Here is a 19545-nt window from a genome sequence, read left to right on the forward strand (position 1 = left end):
AATAAGCTAGACTCCGCCCGTCAACCATCGGATAAAGTACAGAATAGGTTACGGTCTTACATTTGACGTCCAGTTTTTGATTTTGGTACACGCGCGGAGGCTTGAAGTGGAACATTTCGAACAGCTCTATATCGGTGGTCAATGGGTCGCACCTAGCGGTGACGGCACCCGCACTCTGGTCGATCCGACGACCGAGGAACCGTGGGCCACCGTGGCCTCCGGAGGTGGGGTTGCCGATGTCGATCACGCCGTGGCAGAGGCGAAACGCGCATTCGCGAGCTTCTCCAAGACCACCGTCGACGAACGCATCGCGTTGATCGATCGAATCATCGCCACGTACGAGCGCCGCGAGCCACAACTCGCTCAGCTGATCGCCCAGGAGGTGGGTGTTCCGGTCTCCTTCAAGGCGCAGGTGACCGGACCCGCGGGGCACATGAAGGTTGCTCGCGACCTCATCCGCGGCTACTCCTTCCAGCACGAGTTGGCCGACACACTCGTCAGGCGCGAGGCCATCGGTGTCTGCGCTCTGATCTCACCGTGGAACTGGCCTATCCAGACGTCGGTCATCAAAGTGATCTACGGAATCGCCGCCGGCTGCACGATGGTGCTTAAGCCGTCGGACGCCTCCCCCGCGTCCGGTGTCGCGCTGGCCGAGATCATGCACGAGGCCGGAACCCCTCCCGGTGTTTTCAACCTGATCGTCGGTCGAGGAAGCGTCGTCGGCGATGCCCTTTCGCGCCACCCCGATGTCGATATGGTCTCGTTCACCGGTTCGACCGGCGCCGGCGTCAAGGTCGGCGAGTCGGCGGCTCGCACCATCAAGCGCGTCTGCCTCGAGCTCGGCGGCAAGTCGGCGAACATCGTCCTGACCGACGGTGACCTGGAGAAGGCTGCGCGGTGGAACGTGCAGCGGGGCTTCTCCAACACCGGCCAGTCGTGCCACGCACCGAGTCGGCTTCTCGTGCACGAGTCGCAGGTGAAGGACATCATCCCGTTCATCACGGACGAGATCGGTCGGATGCGCCTCGGCGACCCCCGAGACCCTGCCACGACCCATGGTCCGCTCGTGCACGCCCAGCAGTACAGCAGCGTGCAGAACCACATCGAGACAGGCCTGAACGAGGGCGGAAGCCTTGTCGCCGGCGGCTTAGGCAGACCAGACGGCTTCGATCGTGGATTTTTCTGCAAGCCAACCGTTCTCGCGGACGTGGATCGCGAGATGACCCTTGCCAAGGAAGAAATTTTCGGCCCGGTGCTCGTTGTCATGCCGTACCGAACCGAAGCAGAGGCACTCGACATCGCGAACGATTCGATCTTCGGCCTCGGAGGCTACGTCTTCAGCGAGAACCGCGACCGCGGTTACGAATTCGCCTGTGGAATCCGTGCGGGACGGGTGTCGTTCAACGGCGCGAACACCAATTCGGTGACGCCCATGGGCGGCTACAAGCAGTCCGGTATCGGTAGGTCGATGGGCGAGTACGGTCTCGAGGAGTACCTCGAGGTCAAGTCCATCTACGGCTTCGACGAAGAATGACACCTCACTCGCGGGGAATGCGTTCCCCGCGAGTGAGGCTCCTGGTGACCGCTACACCGAGGAGAAGTACGAGCGATATCGCGACGACCACCCAACCGGTGTGACGAATGCCGTCGTCCCCCACGTCGGGGCCTGCGGTGAACTGCAGAACCACGGCGGCCAGGTTCGCTCCCAGGAATTGCACCGTGCGATACATCCCCATGGCGGTTCCGACTTCCTCGAGGGAAGTCGCGGAGTTGACCATGTTCTGGTTGCTCAGGTTGTTGAACCCGCTCGGAACGCCGAGGACTGCGGCGACCAGCAGCACCACGACGATGGGTGCCGTCGTCCGTTCCACGATCGCCAGGAGCAGTCCCCCTGCAGTCAACGCGACTGACCCGACCGTGAGCGTGATTCGAGGACCGAACCGCCGTAACACTTTCGAGGCGACGTACGTCGACAGGATTCCCACCGCGGCGACCGGCAACATCATGAGGCCGGTCTGAGTCGCGCTCATGCCACGTTGGTATTGCAACCACTGGGGAACCGCGAAGAACACGGAATAGAACGCGACGTAGGTGAGCAATGTTCGGACCAACGTGGCGCTCAACGAACGATTGTGGGCCAGCGCCCGCACATCGATGAAGGGCTCATCTGTATACCATTCTCGGACGACGAAAAGGACCAGGGCGATCGCCGGAACAGCGAGCAGGAACCACGGCGGCGATCCCCCGGCCGACAGCAGAAACATCATGACAGTGGATGTCAGCACGACGAACAGGCCGACTCCGAGCAGATCCAGCGAACGAAGCAGGCTGCGTCGCGAATCACTCTGTCGTGCTGTCGAATCTGGAGCGACGTAGCGAAGTACTGCAGCTCCGCTGAGAGCTATGACCGGCAGGTTGATCCATAGGATCGATTGCCAACCGAACGTTCCGACCAGCAGTCCGCCCACAGTGGGACCGAGTGCCGCAACGGATTGACTGCACAGGACGAGCGTCAACAACGCCGATTTCGGATCGCTCCGGTGACGGTCGGCGTAGTCGCGAATGATCGTCATCGCGTTCGGAAAGTGGGTGGCCATCCCGATTCCGAGCAGTACGTACGCGGCAATGAGCCAGTCGATATCGGGCGCGAAAGACCCTACGACCGTCGCGACGCCGACGACCCCCAGACCCACCAGATAGATCCTCCGCGCTCCGAAGATCGTGCCGAGCTTTCCGCCAATCGGAGCGGAAACCGCTGTGGCGATGTACATCCCGGAGATCAACCAGGATGCCCCCGCCGGCGAACCGAAGTGCGTGACGACAGCGACCATCGCCACCGCGATCATCGACGAGTTCAGCGGCTGCAGCACGCTCGCCGAGGACGCGGAGATACTGACCTTCGCCGGTACCGCCGCCCCGAGGGCTTTCTCTGTAGAACTCATCGAGCGAAGCAACTCACGCTCGATGTACGACCTTCGCCGAATCGGATGCGTCGGTGCGCCCCGGCACCGCGGAACTGGGCAGACCGTAGACGGACGACCGCAGATCGGTGTTCTTCGTTTCCGGCACAAGCCACACGCCAACCAGTCCGATGAGGCCGATTCCCGCCATCGCGTAGAAGGCAGGAGCGACCGGACTTCCGGTAGCGCTGATCAGCGCCGCTGCGATGAGTGGCGTGGTGCCACCGAAGAGAGCCACGGAGAGGTTGTACGAGATTCCGTGGCCACGGCACCGAAGCGCCGTCGGAAAGATTTCGACCATTCCGGTGAACATCGCCGCTCCGTACATCGACAGGCCTATCGAGAGAAGTGCCTGTCCGACCAATGCGCCGGCTACCGTTCCTGACCCGGCAAGGGCGAACGCGGGGTACGCCGCGACGAAGAGCCAGATCGCTCCGGCGTAGTACATCGGTTTGCGTCCGAGCCGATCGCACAGCTTTCCCATGACGGGAAGTAAAGCCGCGAGAACCATGATGGCTGCCATGTTCGAGAGCAATGCACTCGTGGCCGGTATACCTCCATGGCTGACCACGAAGGTGTACATGTAGCCGCTGAGCAGATAAGCGCCGATCGCGTACGGCGGCTGCAGCAAGATGACCAGAAGCATGGACTTGCGCGTGCCGAAGGCTCCCCGCATCGCGCCGGACACCGTCCCCGCGTTCTCCGGAGTGTTCATCTTCTCGTACTCCGCTGCGGCCTCGACGAACTCGTCGGGATCCTCCAACGTCCGGCGCAGCACGTAACCTACGACGGCCACGACTCCACCTAGGATGAAGGGGATTCGCCATCCCCACGCTTCGAATGCTTCCTCTCCCAACGCCGACCGAAGGCCGAAGATGATCGCAGCCACCGCGGCCACAGGCCAATACGAGAACGACTTCACGGTCCCCATCCAGGACGCTCGTTTCGTTGCGGGAGCCGACTCCACGATGTAGCTCTCGACGCCTGTCGTCTCGCCACCGATCGATAGTCCCTGTAGCAAGCGGCAGAAAATGAGGATGAGCGTCGCGGCAAGGCCGAAGGTCTCGTACGTCGGAATCATGCCGATGAGCATGGTTCCGACACCCATCAGCACCACAGTCCAGGACAGGACGGCGAGGCGGCCGAACTTGTCTCCGACGTAGCCGAACAGTGCGCCGCCGAACGGTCGTGCCACGAACGAAAGTGCATACACAGCGAAGGTCCCGAGAATCGCTGCGGCTGGATTACCTGCCGGAAAGAAGTGAACTGCAATGGTCGGAGCCATCAACGCATATACCGAATAATCGAACTGCGTTCCGATCTCACCTATTGCTCCGCCGAGCTTCTTCCGACGGTCACTGTGGTGCACTTCGGTCATGCGCTCTCCTTGATGTAGTGAAACCGCTGTACGCGGTAGCCGCGCGCGACGCCCCGGGTAGCCAGAAAGTTTCGTGGGACCTGCGTCACGCCACTAGCAGTGCCACTACATACTGTAATTTTGAGCACAGGGTGTCAATAGTCGGACTGTTAATACTTCGTACTACATGTGCGCGAACGGCAGTAAGGCTCGCAACGCCAACTTCTCAGCCGAAGGGTGCCCCGGCAGGGTGTCGCACCAGATCACGCGCGGCCTTAGCCTTGGGTGCATGGACAACAAAGCCGAGGTACGTGAATTTCTGATGACCCGCCGGGCCAGGCTGACGCCGGACGCGGCAGGCATTACCGGTGGAAGCAACCGTAGAGTCGCCGGCTTACGTCGCAGCGAAGTCGCATCCTTGGCCGGCCTGTCCGTCGAGTATTACGCGCGGATCGAACGCGGCGCCATCGGCGGTGCCTCTACTTCTGTACTCGACGCACTTTCGCGCGCACTACAGCTCGATGATACCGAACACGCACACCTGCTCGACCTCGCCCGAGCCGCAGACGGTGTGCCGACCTCCGGGCGGCCACGCCGCAAGGCTTCACGCCCCTCGGCCCAAAGAATCAGCTTGCAGTGGGCGCTCGACTCGATCACCGATGGTGTTGCGTTCGTACGCAATCAACGCCAAGACATGCTGGCAACCAACGATCTCGGAAAAGCGTTCTATGCGCCGATCATCGGCGACGGCGGGCGCACACCGAATCTTGCTCGATTCCAGTTCCTCGATCCCAAGTCTCGCGACTTCTACCCCGACTGGGACACATTCGCTGAAATGTGCGTGTCCATCATGCGCGCCGAAGCGGGACGTGACCCGCACGACAAGGGGCTTCAAGACCTCGTCGGCGAACTCTCCACGCGCGACGAAACGTTTCGTAAGCTGTGGGGTGCCCATAACGTTCGAACCCACGGAGCGGGCAAGAAGCGCTTCAACCACCCGATAGTAGGCGAAGTCCACCTCGCCTACGAGGAGCTTGTCGTCACCGCCGATCCCGGTTCTATTCTGATGGTCTACACCGCGGAGCCAGGTTCACCGAGTGAAGAACGCCTGCATCTTCTGGGTTCCTGGGCAGCGCAGCATAATTCCGCCGACACACCCTCTTGATCGAACCCCGGCGCGATGGTCTCGAGATGCCTTCGCGTGCGCAACACCTAGAGGGGCGCCACGGGGGCCTGTGTCTAGGAGATCCTTTGTGTCAGAGCAGACATGGCACCCCGTCGCTCCACGCTGATGAAGTGTCCCGCGGCACAAACATCGACTAACTCGGCTCATGGCAGCAACGCCATACCAGCGCGACGATCCGACGGCGGAAACAGTCAGCGTAGCCATAGGCGATGTGCACTTCGGTCTTCACCTCGAAATAGCGTGACGGAGCGGCGACCACGCTTGGGAGCATGGCCCGATGCCATTGCGGAGTGGTGTGGGCGACGCCTTACGGCGAGCAATCCGTAGGGATAATCATCTGTGAGTGCGGGCTGGAACTGGTCGGCCCATTGGGCTGTCGCGAGGCCCAAGTGAGCGGTATGCGCCAGCATCGACGGAAAAGGCAACGCCCGTAATGCAGCTGTAGGCGTCAATGCACGCCCAGGGCACCACCGCAGTAATTTCCTCCGGTTGTCCGAGTGGCCCGAACGGCGAACCGGCCGCCGCAGTGTCAGGGTCCAGTTCCCCAAGCCTTTATCGCTTCTCGACCATCAACGCGCAGATCGTGCGCGGCACCTGGCGTCGACCAGCCGCCTCATCAGCGCATCCATTCGAAGCAACCATGAATCCGGTATGGTTGGACGCCAAATCCAGGCCACCGAATCTCTCAACGGTTGCACGCACAACCGACACTCGATCTCGTCGGAAACGTCACACCTCATCGCTTCGAGTCCCTAGTCCATTGAACGTCGGATGTCTGTGTACAGACTGGCAGCGTCCACGCCAATGACGGCGGGACAGGCACCGGCTTCGGCGAACACTCCGACAGTGACCATGCCCATCCTGCACTTCCTCCGGCCCCGAAACGGTCATACCGGTGAAATCTCAGGTGATGGTGACCAGCGTGTGCTCCAAGTCATTTGGGTGACGTCGAATCAGTTGCTGGACAGCTGAACTCCGGTGTGTTTCTCCAGAGCGAGGAGCAGGTCGGCCTGGAACTGTTCGTCGTGCACTGCGCAGTGGGGTGCCTCGGTCCGATGATGGTGCCAGTACCTACCTGATACGAGCGCCTGCGAATCGTCTGTGGTCGCGAGCCATGACTGAGTAACATGGCTCAGAGAGAGGACGCCAGTGGCGTCAGGGCCGCCCATCTTGGTCGGTACCCAGCCGGGATCGACCGCGTGCGCGATCGACGCGGGGGCAAGCCTGGCCACCGCTGCCATGAGCGTCGTTGCGAACAGCTTGCTGTCCGAGTACGAGACCGTCTTTCGAGACCCGGACCAGTCTGCGCAAGAGAGGTCTGCGTGCCCGCCGCGGTGCATGCTACTACTGAGATAGATCAGCCGCCCTGGACCGTGGATCGTTGCAGTGAGTACGTATGGCGCAACAACATTCACCGGCAGCAACAACGGCCCGTCTATGATCCCGGCATTATGAACTACCGCTTGGATGGCACCTATCCGATTTGCCTGCTCGGCAATCTGCGCTAGGTCTTCAGGAAGAGAAAGATCGCCGACGACGCTCGCCGCGCCACGGGAAATCAAGTCCTCCACCGCAGACAGGCGCTGCTGTGAACGGGCATGAACGATGACCTCATGACCGTCGTCGAGCAACGACACGGCGCAGGCGCGTCCGATTCCGTCGGACGACCCGGTGATCAAAATGCGTGACACGAACTAGACTTTCAACTCGAGCGAGTGACTGTCACAGTCACATCACCGTCGACCGAGCCGACTGCGTCGGAGCCTGATGAATCCATGCGTCCCAGTATTACGATTCCCGGAAATTCAACCTGATCGCCGTAATAGAGAACGAAGTCGTCACCCGGCGCGTAATATCCGACATCACCCGGGTTCGGATCCGCTCGCGAGGGAGAATCAGAGGTGGACAACTCGGCCGGAAGCGGACCGGTCTTCTCCACCGAACCGTGGTCGGACATTTCGATCGTCAACGGCAGTTGATCGAGCAGGTCGCGGCTCGCTGCACTGTCGTTCAAGTTACCGATCACTGTTCGACCGCCGACTTCGATGACGATGCGGGAAGAGCTTTCGTTCGCGACGGCCTCGCTCGGATCACCGGCATTGTTAGTAGTCGTAGTTTCGACGAAGTCTGTCAAGCTCGAGATTTCAGTCGCCGGCTCGGAGCCGGTCCCACTGGAACATGCCGCCAGCACGACAGCAGACGACATCGCGAATGCGACAGCCATGCCTCGCCGCACCGACCCAACACGCATTGTCACGTTCACCGTCACGACGCCGAATGGCGTTCGTACGTCACGCGAAACCCTTCGACAGGATCACTCGGTGTCAGGATGAGAGTGTCACCGTCGACCGCGTAATTTCGGTTGAACGTCTGCCCGATCAGGTCACGTGCGGCCGCCGATTCAACTGTGACAGTGAATGTTCCGGCATCCACATCGGTCACGAGGTCGCCGTAGTACGCCTCGTATCCCTGCACCGTCAGCGGGGTGTCCGGTGCGGCTGTATCCGGGTTCATTGCCTGGACGGACATCGTGTCGTTGGTGAAGATGACCTGACCCGAGTACGGCACCGGCGCCAAATTGCCCTCTGTTCCGACCTCGAGCGATGTCATGCGCCACTCACCGGTCAGCCCATCGCGTGGCGACTCGTCCGAAGCCTGCGAGCAGGCAGTGGTTGTAACCAATAACCCCACTGCGACAACACCAGTGATCAGAATCCTCTTCATCGCATACCCTCTTCGCATTTGTCGGACAACAAGACGAATTTATCGAGACGAACCGGGCAAAGGGAGTCCCTGTCAGGGAACCCCTCACGCGCCCTCGAAGATTTCGATGTGCGCGTTTGCTCGAACCGATAGCTGGGCGTGGGCGGGCTCCGAATCTCAGTTGTCAGGGCAATCAACTGGGTCTTCCTCCGGTGGATGGCCAGGATGGTCGGATTGGCAGGTCGGATGTGCGGCTGACGATCCAATTACTCTCTTGAACAACGTCATCTAGGGCTTCACCCATGACCAATGCTGCGGGAGGTGAAGAGATTCGAACGCGAGAAGCAGCTGAAACGGTTGAACTCCGCAAGAGTCGGTCGGAATCAGCCGTCAGCACTTCGATGTACAGGAAACTTGGACGGTCCGGCGTCTATCTCGTCAAACGAAATTACATGAAGATTTCCGGATTGCAAACCCTCACAATCGAATTGCCCTGCCTGCTACAAGAACCGTACGAAGTGAACGGCAGCACCGGTGACTGATCTGCCACCGCCAACAATCAAGAATTGGGACCGGCAGCTGAATGCACGACGTAGGTCTATGCCGAGCGCAGTCTTCTCCGCACCTGACGGGGTTCGCGGACACACCCTTCGCTACTTCGAACAAGATGCAAAATCCATCTGTCGCTGGTGCTCCGTAGTACTGACACGCCGCAACTACGCACTGAAGGGCGAAGAGTCTGAGGGTATCTGGGGAGGCCTGCCTGCAGCAGCGCGGTCTATGCACCATAGGGCTGGGTACTCGGCGAGCCTCGAGCAGCTTCACCAACCTGACAACATGTTGGTTGAGTTACACGGGCGATCGTAGCTGGTACGAGACGTGGTGCTCGCCCCGTTTACGCCGGTAAAGCTCGCGTGACAGTCAAGCGTTCGCGCCACGCAGAGTGAAGAACTTCCTTATGGAGACGTCGCTACATCGAAGGTCAGTCGCGTATCTACAGGCCCCGCCGACCGCGTCTGTCCCCGGCGCCGTATGAATCCCACGCCATACGTAACAGCCATCAGGCCGACACCGGCAGCGATCAGATACGGAGCGACGTTCGGATTGGCACCGACGGTATTACCCACAACCATCAAAACGGTCACCCACAGCGCCGCGGCAGTAAAATTACACAGAGCGAAAGTCCGGAACGACATCGGGGAAGCTGCCGCCAACCGCGGTCCGAAGGTTCTGGTGCCACCGAACAGATGGCTAGCGACGGAGGCGACAGTGGCATGGCGATCGAAAGCGTTCTGTGCCCGTCTAAGCACCCTCGATGAAGGCACCGCTCTCTTCGGAGGAATGGGTGTCGAACCAGCGTCACCACGACGGCGGCGTAGTAAGAAGGCTGTCTGCGCACCCCCGGACGACGCCACGACCATCACGACAGCCGCGACGATTGGGTCAACGCGGCCCAGCCCGACGACCGACCCAACGATGAGCACGGTGCTTGTCCCTGGCAGAACGAGCCCCACGAGCAGCGCAGACTCCGCTAACAGGACAACCGAAGCTGCACCGAGAAGATACGGCGCGCAGACTCCGGCCAGGCAGACGAGAACAAGTCCGATATTGGGCACGGCCCCAACCTTCCAGTTGCGTACGAATAGCTGAGGGCGAGGCAGCGAGCGCAGCCTCGCGGTGATGCCGATTGCAGACTTCACCACGGTGACAAGTCGGGGGCACGGCAAGGGTGGGCGGAATCCGACGACGAAACAACCCACGTTGCGAGCTGAACCGATCGAATCCGTTGCGCGATCAGCACTGCACGTGAGACCGTAGTATGCGACGTCGCGACAGCGCGGACGTTGTACTGGTAGGTCGTGGTTCACTACCGCAAATAGCACTACCCTGAGTTCATGGACAATGCACTCGGTCGGCAGTCACGTGAAACGCCGGCCTAGGGACGATGATTCGAATCGACGCTTCGATCGATTCCAGTAGCCCGGTGAATCATTCGCAAACATGAACGGGCAGGTCATCGGCGTAAACACCCTCATCACAACGTTGGGCCGGAAGGCTCCGGCACTATGAACATCGGTTCCTCGGTGCTGATCGAAGATCGACCAGTGGTGCAAGGGGCCGAGCGATCGATTGCCGCCGATTAACTCAGCGGCCCTCGTACTCGTCATCGGTGATGTGTTCGGCCCAGGTCGTCGTCGTGGCAGGATCCTCACCGTTCTGAAGCATCGCGATGTGTTCCATAAACACCTCCGGAGCTGCAGCGTGCCAATGCTCTTCACCAGGAGGGGTGTACAGAGTCTGCCCGGCGTGCACCTCGATGATGGTGCCGTCGCGGCTTCCGAAACGGGCGATTCCCTGCGTGACACGCAGGTATTGACCGTTCTCGTGGGAGTGCCATGCCGTGCGAGCTCCTGGGGCGAAACGAACTGTCGCTACGACCATGGTCTGACTCGACTCGTGCGGGAGCGCGATCGGATCCAGCCAGACATCACCGGCGAACTGGGTTGAAGGGTTTTTGGTGGTGGAAACAGCGGGTTCTATGTTCACGAATCTACTTCCCGTCGATCAATTCGTCTGAATATATGTGCAGCTCGAACTTATTCGGCACTTACCCGCCCCTCGAACAACTTCTTCGCGATGCCCATCGCAGCCATCCCCTTGGGCCAGCCCGCGTACATCGTGACGTGCGTGATCGCCTCGATTAGCTCGTCCTGCGTCACGCCATTCTCAATAGCGCGACCGAGGTGGAAACCAAGCTGCTCGGTGTCACCTCCGGCGGTGAGCACCGCTACGGTAAGGAGGCTACGGTCACGGGCGGCGAGTTCAGTCCTGTTCCAGACGTCGGCAAAGAGCAAGTCATCGGTGAGTTCGGCTAGCTTAGGGGCGAATCCTCCGAATACTGCCCGACCGCCTCCCACTTGCTTTGGTTGGTCTGTCACGGCAATCCTTCCTTTGGTCGATGTCACCAGCATGGTGCGAGAGACCCGACGAAGGAAGGCCCTGCCGAGGAGCGCACCGACAGGGCATCGTTCATTGTCCAAACAAGAGGTGCGAGCCCACTGAGCTCGCGAGACTAGTGGCCATTCCTCAAGCGCCTCTCCTGCCCGATCGACACAGCTCCGTCAATCGAAGACGAAGACACCCTTCCCGATCTCACGTCGATCGAACAGTCTGTATGCACGTTCAGCTTCCGAGATTCGGAACTCGTCTGTGAACAGAGCCTCAATGTCGAGGTCGCGCTCCGCCACGAACAATGCGCATTCCTCTTGGAGGTTCTTGCTGAACGTGAGCGACCCCACGATCGTCTTGTGAAGGTGAATCAGTTCGTCACTGCTTATCTCCAAGGGTCCGAATACACCCACCATGCACGCAGTCCCCCACTGCCGAATGGACTGGACCGCTTGTTGTCGCACGGTCGCGTTGGCGCTGCACTCGATCGACTTGTCTGCACCTTCGCCGTCCCTGGTCAGTGCTCGAACGGAGTCCACCGCGTCCACTTCGGCCGAATTGACGGCGAAATCGGCACCGAACCGTTTCGCCATCTCGAGTCGTGCAGGATCGATATCGACAGCAATGACTCGAGCACCGAATGCTTTCGCCAGCAGTGTCGCACTCAACCCGACCGGACCCTGACCGAAGATCGCGACCGTGTCGGTAGCGTTCAAATCGATCCTTTTGATTGCCGCGAATGCGGTACCTGTTCCGCACGAGATTGCAGCTCCGGTCTTGAACGACAGAGATTCGGGCAGCTTGATCAGCGTGTGCGCAGGGACCTTCATGAAGTCAGCATGTCCGCCGTCACCGTTGAGACCCCCGTACACGATGCGGCCGTTCGGGCAATATTGCGTCCAGCCCGAGCGGCAATACTGACATGCGCGGCAACCGTCGTAGTGATGCACCATGACACGATCCCCCACCTGTGGCTCGGTGGGTCGAACCGCATTTCCTACCGACTCGACAACACCACACGGCTCATGACCTTCGATCACCTGTGCGTCCACTGGCCGTTGCGGGCTGTGCAAGTGATGCAGGTCGCTGCCACACATACCGGAGGCCTTGACGCGAATTACCACCTCGTCCGGACCTGGCACTGGATCCGGTAGGCGACGAACCTCGATCTTGTTCTCGCCCAGAAAAACTACAGCATCCATTTCGTGGCTCCCTTGTGTGGTTTACGGTTCAGTGGCCGGTTCGCGTGTTTACGACCGACACGTCGGTATCCTTCGTCGGCCCAGAATCGGCTTCTTGACCATGTCCGGACCGAGCCTGCTCGGCTATCTGGCTGAGAGCCTCTCGAGAAGTGTCGACGCGAGCAACGGCGTACATCAGAGTCGCGATCACATACAAGCCAGAAAGAGCCAGGATCACCCCGACGATTCCGAAGTGGGAGTACAACCAAAGAACGATGAACGGGGAGAAGATCAACCCCACACGGCCGACGGTCTGAGTCAATCCGCCGCCTCGAAAACGGAAAGCGGTCGGAAAGAACTCAGGCACTGTGCCGAGACACATCGTCAAGAACGATGCAGCCATCGCGACCAAGATGAATCCGATGACAACGATCAGCGCGGGGTGCTGCATAAAAGGATAGATACCCGCGAAAATCGCAGCTAGCGTTCCGAATATCACGATGCTGTTTCGACGACCGATACGGTCTGCGATCAGAACACACAGCAACGGCCCCACGACATACCCGGACATGATCGCGGCGTTGAAGCCTAGTGATCGAGACACGGTAAGCCCCTGCTCGACGAAGAAGGTGGGCATCCAACCCGTAATTACGTTGGAACCGAACAGGCAAATGACCGTGAGGAACAGCGCCATAGCTGTCCGCGCGACCACAGGTCGGGAGAACAACACCGTTATCGGCACCCACTCGGCCTTCTCGCCGACCGGGGTCGACGCCGCATTGCAGTTCGACGATGAGTCGGTCAGGGTATTCGGGGTGCCGTTCTGCCTTTCGATTTCCTGCATGACCGCTTCGGCTTCCTCGTACCGTCCGCGTGACTCCAACCAACGCGGCGACTCCGGCATCGAACGGCGTAGCCACCACGCAACGAGCGCGCCGACGCCCCCGATCACGAACATCGCGCGCCACGAGAATGTGGGAATCACCAACCAACCCAAGACTGCGGACACTGTCACCCCCAGTCCGCCGAAGAAACCGAGGATCCCCAAATACCGACCACGGCGAGCACGCGGAATGAATTCGGTGATCATGCCGTAGCAGATGACGTATTCCGCACCCATTCCGATACTCATGAGAAAGCGCAGGGCTATGAGAATTTCCATGTTGGGCGCAAATGCGGCGCACAGCGCCAACACCGCGAACAGCCCCAGGTTGAACTGAAATGCAAAGCCTCGGCCGACACGGTCACTGAGCCAACCCGCAAACGCTGCTCCGATTGCCAGTCCCGCGAACGTGAACGACAGAAATAAAGAGTTCAGTTGCAGTGTCGAAAATCCGGTAGGCAGCATCGAGGCAAGTACTGCAGCCGAAAGCTTGTTGTCGAACGCATCCCAGAACATTCCGAGTCCCACCAGAATGATCATGCGTCGATGAAACTTTCCCATTGGTAGGTTGTCGAGGCGTCTACCCGCATCCATCCGTGTGCTCACTGCCCCGCTCCCCTCAGCAGCGGATCGGTACCGAGACCGAGGAGCCGTACGACTCGCATCGCTTGATCGACCGGACATGTTCGAAATTGGGCTTCCACAGAAACATACCTTTGGTTGGTGTTCTATTTTCGTCGAGCGCAAGCACCGATCGCCGGGTGGTCCTCGCCGGCTCAGACGGCAAGAGTCGGCGCGATGGCATACTTGTTCGCGCGCAATGTCAATCGTCTTCCGTGTTGCACGAATCACGTTCGGCTCGATGTCCATTAAGTCGTCACAGCTCGCTCACGTCCAATACCGAAATCCAATTCAGCATATAGATCACAGCGATTTCCACCGACCAACAGCTGGTCGATCGAGGTGCCGGACGCGGCGAATGCGTTTCGCCAGCTCGAATTTCGGTCGGCCAAGCCCGGAAATGGACACGATGCGCGGTGCACCCGGTCGATTCGGCACTTCGCTCTCGGCCGAGGCATCCCCCACACGCGGGGCAGCCATTTCGAGTGGAGAAGTGCCCGTCTACAAGCAGGCGTGTCGACAGGGGCCACGACCGGCTTCTCGATCGCCAAATTATCACCGAACAGCTCAATATCTCGGTGGTGCAGAAGATTTAGTGAAGAATTGAGTCGTAGAAAACACCTTCACCGACGCTGCACGTTTGGCTGTACGGTCCATCCGTTCGCAATACTCCAGCAAGAACTCCTGCCGTTCTTTCGACAGGATACTCGGTGCCGATGGCTCCGTGGCCTTTAGCGAGTAAGGTTCGCCAGGGTCGCGACGCCGAATGCCCGGGCAGCGTCATCCCACTGCCCCAGCAAACCGAGCAGGTTCTCCCCGTCTGCACGGTACGAACGGATTTCGCGTTCGAGAACCTCGAGAACGCCAGTTCGCAGCTCCGTGTTGAAGTTGATCTTGCCCACGTTCATCGTTCTCGCCCTGACCAGATCCTCCGCTGGAATCCCCGATGCACCGTGCAAGACGAGTGGTACCGAGGTGCACGTGGCGACGTCGCGCAGAACATCCCATTTCAATTGTGGTTCTCCGCGGTATGTGCCGTGAACATTGCCCACCGCAACGGCAAGAAGTTGAGCACCCGTCCGGGCCAGGAAGTCCGTGACCAACTTGGGATCGGTGAGGCCGGCACCTGATTCCTCGGCATCGGACGCGACATGAGCACGGTCCTCGTCGCCAGCAAGGCCACCCAGCTCTGCTTCCATGACGATGTTCGGGCCGATGAGCTCTCGTGCCGCTCGAACCAACGCGATGTTGTCCTCGTACGCGAGTGCAGAACCGTCCACCAGAACGGAATCAGCCCCCGCCGCCACAGCCGCGGCAATTGTTTCCAAGTCTCCGGCATGGTCCAACTGGACTGCGACCGGAACTGCCGCTCCGTCTGCAAGGCCTCGAAGTGCCGTGATCAGCCGGCGCCCGTTCTCGGTCGCGGCCACCTTGGGAGCGACCAGCAACGTCGTTCCGCAGCCGGAAGTCTCCGCAGCAGCGACAACGGCGAGCGCCGTCGTGAAGTCGTAACAGGTGAAGGCGGGCACAGCCGACCCACGCGACAGGCTCGTGGAAACCAGATCATCGAGTCGCGTGCGCATCAGAGGACGCCGTGCCAACGCCCAGCAGTGAAACCAAGCTGTCGGACTACCAACAATCTCGAAGCGCGATATGTGCTCATGCTCTACCGCCGACTTCTTGCCCGAATTTGCTACTCAGTTTTCGAGTGACATCGACCAGCGACTGATCGTCGCCGACGTTACCGGGGAAGACGACGTACGGGATGCCTTTACCAGGCCCTTCGGCTGGCTCCCACAAGGAGACAATGCCGGGCAGCATAGGCCCACGCACGATCGCGTGGCGGATCTCCATACCGTATGCGGCAACGTCGGAAGACGTAATGCCTCCCTTAGCGATGACAAACCGGGGGGGAAAGGCTTCGAGGGTCCTCTTCACAACGTCAACGACCGCCGCGGAGACGGTTCGAGCGATCTCCAAACTCGACGACGCTTCATCGGTCTTGACGAGCGATCGGCAAGTGTGCACGATAACATCTCCGTGATGCAATCCATCGACGACATCGGCAACAATACCGTCGATATACGGGTTGTCGGACGTTAGGCGACCGGCATGCAATAGCTGCTCGACGTCGATTTCGACGACGCGAGCCGATCCGTGAGCCAATGTAAGGGCGCTGAGTTGACGGGTGGTAATTGCGACATGCGACCCCACCACGATTAATCCACCGGCTTCGGCGGAAGTGTTGCTCGCGTATACGTCGTCCGACACCAGAGCGGCACGGATTTCCTGACCGATGCGCGCCCGGACAAACGGCGGACCGACTCGATAGAGCAACTTTTTTCCGCGTCGTTCGGCTTCAAGCAGCCCCAGCGCCAAGGCTCGAAGATCGTTCTCTGTAACAACGTCTGCGACGATCGGAGTCGAGTTCGTTGCATGGTCGATAGCATCGGCAATAGCTTTGGCCGAGACGCTCGGGTCGTGTGCCGCCGCACCCGCTCGAATTACGTTCAGGTCGAGAACGATCACTGACTGTGCGGGAAAACGACCGCCCGACTTCTCTTCGATGTACTCGGGCAACGACGAGTGGACGAAGCCAAAGCTGGCATCGTTCGCAAACTCCGTTTCCCCGACGGGTATCAGGTTTCCCAACTCGGTACCCGCTGCGCGCATGTAGTGGACTCCACCGATGGTGATCCGACCTGCGTCGGGAAATGCAGGAACAACTACAACGCCATCGGTGCCATCGCCGGTCACTGCTTTCACGGTGGCGGCGATGACATCGGGCTCTAGTGGGTAGTGTCCACGCAGAGTCGAGTCACTGCGGCTTACAAACGACAGTGTCAAGTGGCTGTCTACGGTCGCCGCGGATGTCAGCGCGTTTCGTACCGCCTCTTCGTTGCGAGCAGCGGCTTGAGCCGGGCTGAGGCTGCGCGTGTTGGTCAGTACGTAGACAGCCGGTTTGGTTTCCTCTTCTCGAATGTGATTGAAGGCCCAGTCGAAATCACTCGGCTCCCACCGGGTGAGTACCGGTACGTCCCACACGGATTGCGTGCCTGTGGGGTCATCATCCAGTACGACCAATACCCGAGAACTGTCGCCGTCCTGCGCGATGTTCTCCGACACGGTCGACGCTGAAATCGCCACCTCTTCGGGAAAAGCTGACAACACTTCATGTTCGAGCAACACTGCGCACTCCATTGTGACGGCTAGTTCGGTTTCGTGGTAGACCAACTCGGATCTGTCAGACGGCCACTTGAGAGACGCGTTGAGCAAGGTAACCGACACCCATGCGCGGACTGGATAACACCGTGACGCCGGTTTTCTGCTGCAAGACCTCGGCGAGTCGGTTCATAGAAGCTTGCGCCAGGACGATCAGGTCGACGTTCTCGGCGAGGTTCGTCGCCTGCTCGATAATCAGTGCGTCATGCTTTTCGCGGTCTCCCGCCATCAGAACCGCGAAGGCACCCTCACACAACCGCTGCTCGATTTCCACCTCGCGGCCGATCTCGACGGCCTTCTTTTCGATTAGATCGGACGTAGGGCCCAGAGTGGTCGGCACCGTTGCCAGAACGCCGATCCGTCGACCGTCACTGGCGGCTTGGAGTGCCATCGCCTCGTCGATCTTGACTACGGGGGTATTCACGTTCTGCGCAGCAACATCCAATGCCGGGCCGAGGGAGGAACACGCGGAAAAGATGATGTCGGCGCCTGCGGCCTCCGCAGCCTGGGCAAGACGGGTCATCCGCTCTTCACTCTTCGGAGAGATTCCCTCTTCGCGAACGACTGTGGCCAGAACATCGGAGTCCACGAAATGCATTACCTCCGCATCGGGGATCAACTCGGCGATCAAGTCGTTGATCACAGGCTCGACGGAGACGAAAACGAAACTCGTATGGAGAATTGCAATCTTTTTTGTCACGATATCCTCTTTCTTGGTGGCACCGAATTCTGGATCAGAGCAAATTCGGCGAACGGTTCATGGGACGAACGGTTACCTCCGCAGGTCGCGACGCGTAAACATATCGCGTGGCGCATTGGCGTGGCCGTATATTGTTCAAAACAAGAGCCGGCTGGCGGTCGACGCGATCGCAAGACGCAGGCCACAGCTACGAGCGGCCGAAGAGACTCAGTCCGATCGCCCTTCCAGCGCGATGCCACAATACCCTTCCCTGAAGGACCTGCCGGGTCAACTACCATTAACAGGCATACACCATTCCATGTCCAATATCGGTTTGCGATCACCCATATAGCCTGCCTCTATGGACCCGCGATGTCCGTCACCATGCGGCTCACGTCGGCCGAACGGGCGCGATCGCCCAATTCCCGTGCGTACGAAATATTTGCCGATCAACGTAGAGTGGAATCGACAGTCTGGAATCGGCGCTCTCCCCTGATGCGCCTCACCGACGAGAATTCGACGCCGAGAGCAAGGATCGACATTGGCATCGCGAGAACGAACCTGGACCATCCGTCTGCTGATTCTCGCAGCTTCAGCTTCCGTAGCAGTGAGCATCATCTACCTGCCACAGGCGCTACTGACAGCCATGGCAGCGTCGTTCGGTATCTCACCGTTGGTCACCGGTGCAGTGGCAACCGCGGTCCAACTCGGCTACGCGATCGGAATATTCCTGTTCGTTCCACTTGCCGACCGAGTACATCCGCGTCGACACATCACGATTCAGTCGGCTGCGCTCGGCGTGGCATTGGCAGTGTGCGCCCTGATGCCCGACGTCATTGCTCTCGCTGTCAGCTTCTTTGCGGTTGGGCTGGTAGCAAATATTGCGCAGGTCCTCATTCCGGTGGTGGGCAAATTGGCTCCGGAGGACAAACGGTCCGGGGCTACCGGGACCATGGTCGGCGCTCTTCTGATCGGGGTCTTCGGTGGCCGAATCATTGCCGGTCTGCTGGTCGACTCGATCGGATGGAGGCTCGTCGTAGCTGCTTTCGCCGCGATGATCCTCTTCACCATTCCGCTTACTCGACGAATTCTGCAGGTGGAGTGGACAACTCCCGCACCGGGTAGTAAATACCGCGTACTTCTGGCAGATACTTTGAGACTCGCCACACGTAGTCCCGAACTCGTCGAATCTTCGTGCATACAGTTCTTCGCCTTCGCGACGTTCAACATGTTCTGGACTGTCAGCGTGATACATCTGACGTCGGAGACCCACGGCTGGTCTGTTGCGTCCGCGGGACTCTTCGGACTGGTCGGCCTCTCCGCGGTTGTGATAACCCCACTTTTCGGCCCTGCTATCGACAGATTCGGATCACTCGGAGTGATCGCCGTGAGCCTGCCGGTCTTGTTGTGCGCCTGTATATCCGTCGCACTCGATTCTAATCACATCGCATTGTTCGCGGTGTCACTGTTCGTCGTGACAGCCTGCAACCAATCGCTGCAGGCAGCAAACCAGACGAGGGTGCTCTCCGCGAACGAGCAGTACGAGGCGCGAGCCAACACCATGTTCATGGTCGCCGTCTTCGCGGGTGGTTCAACGGGTGCCGTTTTGGCACCTCTCGCTTACGGGCTCGGCCACATGCCTGCTGTCGCGATGATCGCAGCGATACTCATTGCAGTCGACATCGCAGTATTGTGCGTGGTCTGCGTGCGTCACAGGCGCCGCACCGCGGTTACATCGGGCGATCTGGAGCTGGTCGAAGAGTCGCCCAGCTCCAGATCGTCCGATGCGGTTGGCAAGTAGCCC

The 19545-nt window shown here is 59.8% G+C and carries 18 protein-coding genes; 5 read left to right on the forward strand and 13 right to left on the reverse strand.

Annotation, left to right across the window (positions count from 1 at the left end):
• The first annotated feature begins 106 nt into the window (after nucleotides 1-106).
• Nucleotides 107-1534 (forward strand): aldehyde dehydrogenase family protein, encoded by a 1428-nt coding sequence (locus tag CH289_RS04420; protein WP_094727390.1) that lies wholly within the window; start codon nucleotides 107-109, stop codon nucleotides 1532-1534.
• Nucleotides 1535-1538: 4 nt separating this feature from the next.
• Here the strand turns inward: CH289_RS04420 and CH289_RS04425 are convergent, their stop codons facing one another.
• Nucleotides 1539-2942 (reverse strand): MFS transporter, encoded by a 1404-nt coding sequence (locus CH289_RS04425; protein WP_094727391.1) that lies wholly within the window; start codon nucleotides 2940-2942, stop codon nucleotides 1539-1541.
• A gap of 13 nt (nucleotides 2943-2955) precedes the next feature.
• Complete coding sequence (locus CH289_RS04430; RefSeq protein ID WP_094727392.1) at nucleotides 2956-4338, reverse strand: MFS transporter; 1383 nt, start codon at nucleotides 4336-4338, stop codon at nucleotides 2956-2958.
• A gap of 268 nt (nucleotides 4339-4606) precedes the next feature.
• Between CH289_RS04430 and CH289_RS04435 the strand changes: the two genes are divergently transcribed.
• Nucleotides 4607-5482 (forward strand): helix-turn-helix transcriptional regulator, encoded by an 876-nt coding sequence (locus CH289_RS04435; protein ID WP_094727393.1) that lies wholly within the window; start codon nucleotides 4607-4609, stop codon nucleotides 5480-5482.
• Between the two features lie 974 nt (nucleotides 5483-6456).
• Here the strand turns inward: CH289_RS04435 and CH289_RS04440 are convergent.
• The 3 genes from CH289_RS04440 to CH289_RS04450 are packed head-to-tail and all read right to left on the reverse strand — an operon-like array spanning nucleotide 6457 to nucleotide 8113.
• A complete protein-coding gene (locus CH289_RS04440; protein ID WP_094727394.1) occupies nucleotides 6457-7194 on the reverse strand; it encodes an SDR family NAD(P)-dependent oxidoreductase in 738 nt (245 codons plus the stop codon).
• 11 nt (nucleotides 7195-7205) lie between these two features.
• Entirely contained in the window at nucleotides 7206-7727 is a 522-nt protein-coding gene (locus CH289_RS04445) for a cyclophilin-like fold protein (protein ID WP_256977021.1), read from the reverse strand.
• 41 nt (nucleotides 7728-7768) lie between these two features.
• Complete coding sequence (locus CH289_RS04450; RefSeq protein WP_256977022.1) at nucleotides 7769-8113, reverse strand: lipocalin-like domain-containing protein; 345 nt, start codon at nucleotides 8111-8113, stop codon at nucleotides 7769-7771.
• A 395-nt stretch (nucleotides 8114-8508) separates the two neighbouring features.
• Here CH289_RS04450 and CH289_RS04455 point away from each other — a divergent pair, with 395 nt between their 5' ends.
• Together CH289_RS04455 and CH289_RS28990 are read left to right on the forward strand one after the other, a co-directional pair.
• Nucleotides 8509-8748: a hypothetical protein gene (locus tag CH289_RS04455; protein ID WP_094727396.1), complete on the forward strand. Its 240-nt coding sequence runs from the start codon at nucleotides 8509-8511 to the stop codon at nucleotides 8746-8748.
• Complete coding sequence (locus CH289_RS28990) at nucleotides 8741-9073, forward strand: WhiB family transcriptional regulator (protein ID WP_462052388.1); 333 nt, start codon at nucleotides 8741-8743, stop codon at nucleotides 9071-9073. The genes CH289_RS04455 and CH289_RS28990 overlap by 8 nt, the downstream gene beginning before the upstream one ends.
• 89 nt (nucleotides 9074-9162) lie before the next feature.
• On the opposite strand, the gene CH289_RS28995 is transcribed toward CH289_RS28990, so the two are convergent.
• The 8 genes from CH289_RS28995 to CH289_RS04500 all read right to left on the reverse strand — a co-directional run bounded on the left by CH289_RS28995 (nucleotide 9163) and on the right by CH289_RS04500 (nucleotide 17705).
• Complete coding sequence (locus CH289_RS28995; RefSeq protein ID WP_462052389.1) at nucleotides 9163-10089, reverse strand: DedA family protein; 927 nt, start codon at nucleotides 10087-10089, stop codon at nucleotides 9163-9165.
• 262 nt (nucleotides 10090-10351) lie between these two features.
• The gene (locus CH289_RS04470; RefSeq protein WP_462052390.1) at nucleotides 10352-10648 is read right to left on the reverse strand and encodes a cupin domain-containing protein; all 297 of its coding nucleotides are present in this window, start codon (nucleotides 10646-10648) and stop codon (nucleotides 10352-10354) included.
• Between the two features lie 155 nt (nucleotides 10649-10803).
• Nucleotides 10804-11145 carry a carboxymuconolactone decarboxylase family protein gene (locus CH289_RS04475; RefSeq protein ID WP_094727400.1) on the reverse strand — a complete coding sequence of 114 codons (342 nt, stop codon included), beginning with the start codon at nucleotides 11143-11145 and terminating at the stop codon, nucleotides 10804-10806.
• A 183-nt stretch (nucleotides 11146-11328) separates the two neighbouring features.
• A complete protein-coding gene (locus CH289_RS04480) occupies nucleotides 11329-12357 on the reverse strand; it encodes a zinc-dependent alcohol dehydrogenase family protein (protein ID WP_094727401.1) in 1029 nt (342 codons plus the stop codon).
• Nucleotides 12358-12385: 28 nt separating this feature from the next.
• Nucleotides 12386-13759 carry an MFS transporter gene (locus CH289_RS04485; RefSeq protein ID WP_218828447.1) on the reverse strand — a complete coding sequence of 458 codons (1374 nt, stop codon included), beginning with the start codon at nucleotides 13757-13759 and terminating at the stop codon, nucleotides 12386-12388.
• Nucleotides 13760-14571: 812 nt separating this feature from the next.
• Complete coding sequence (locus tag CH289_RS04490) at nucleotides 14572-15423, reverse strand: class II fructose-bisphosphate aldolase (RefSeq protein WP_094727442.1); 852 nt, start codon at nucleotides 15421-15423, stop codon at nucleotides 14572-14574.
• 76 nt (nucleotides 15424-15499) lie between these two features.
• Nucleotides 15500-17029 carry a four-carbon acid sugar kinase family protein gene (locus CH289_RS04495; protein ID WP_094727443.1) on the reverse strand — a complete coding sequence of 510 codons (1530 nt, stop codon included), beginning with the start codon at nucleotides 17027-17029 and terminating at the stop codon, nucleotides 15500-15502.
• A gap of 55 nt (nucleotides 17030-17084) precedes the next feature.
• On the reverse strand, nucleotides 17085-17705 hold the full coding sequence (locus CH289_RS04500; protein WP_218828448.1) for an aspartate/glutamate racemase family protein: 621 nt from the start codon (nucleotides 17703-17705) through the stop codon (nucleotides 17085-17087).
• Nucleotides 17706-18348: 643 nt separating this feature from the next.
• Here CH289_RS04500 and CH289_RS04505 point away from each other — a divergent pair.
• Complete coding sequence (locus CH289_RS04505; RefSeq protein WP_143545038.1) at nucleotides 18349-19542, forward strand: MFS transporter; 1194 nt, start codon at nucleotides 18349-18351, stop codon at nucleotides 19540-19542.
• Nucleotides 19543-19545: the final 3 nt, after the last annotated feature.

Source organism: Rhodococcus sp. RS1C4, assembly GCF_002258225.1.
Taxonomy (GTDB): Bacteria; Actinomycetota; Actinomycetes; order Mycobacteriales; family Mycobacteriaceae; genus Rhodococcoides; species Rhodococcoides fascians_E.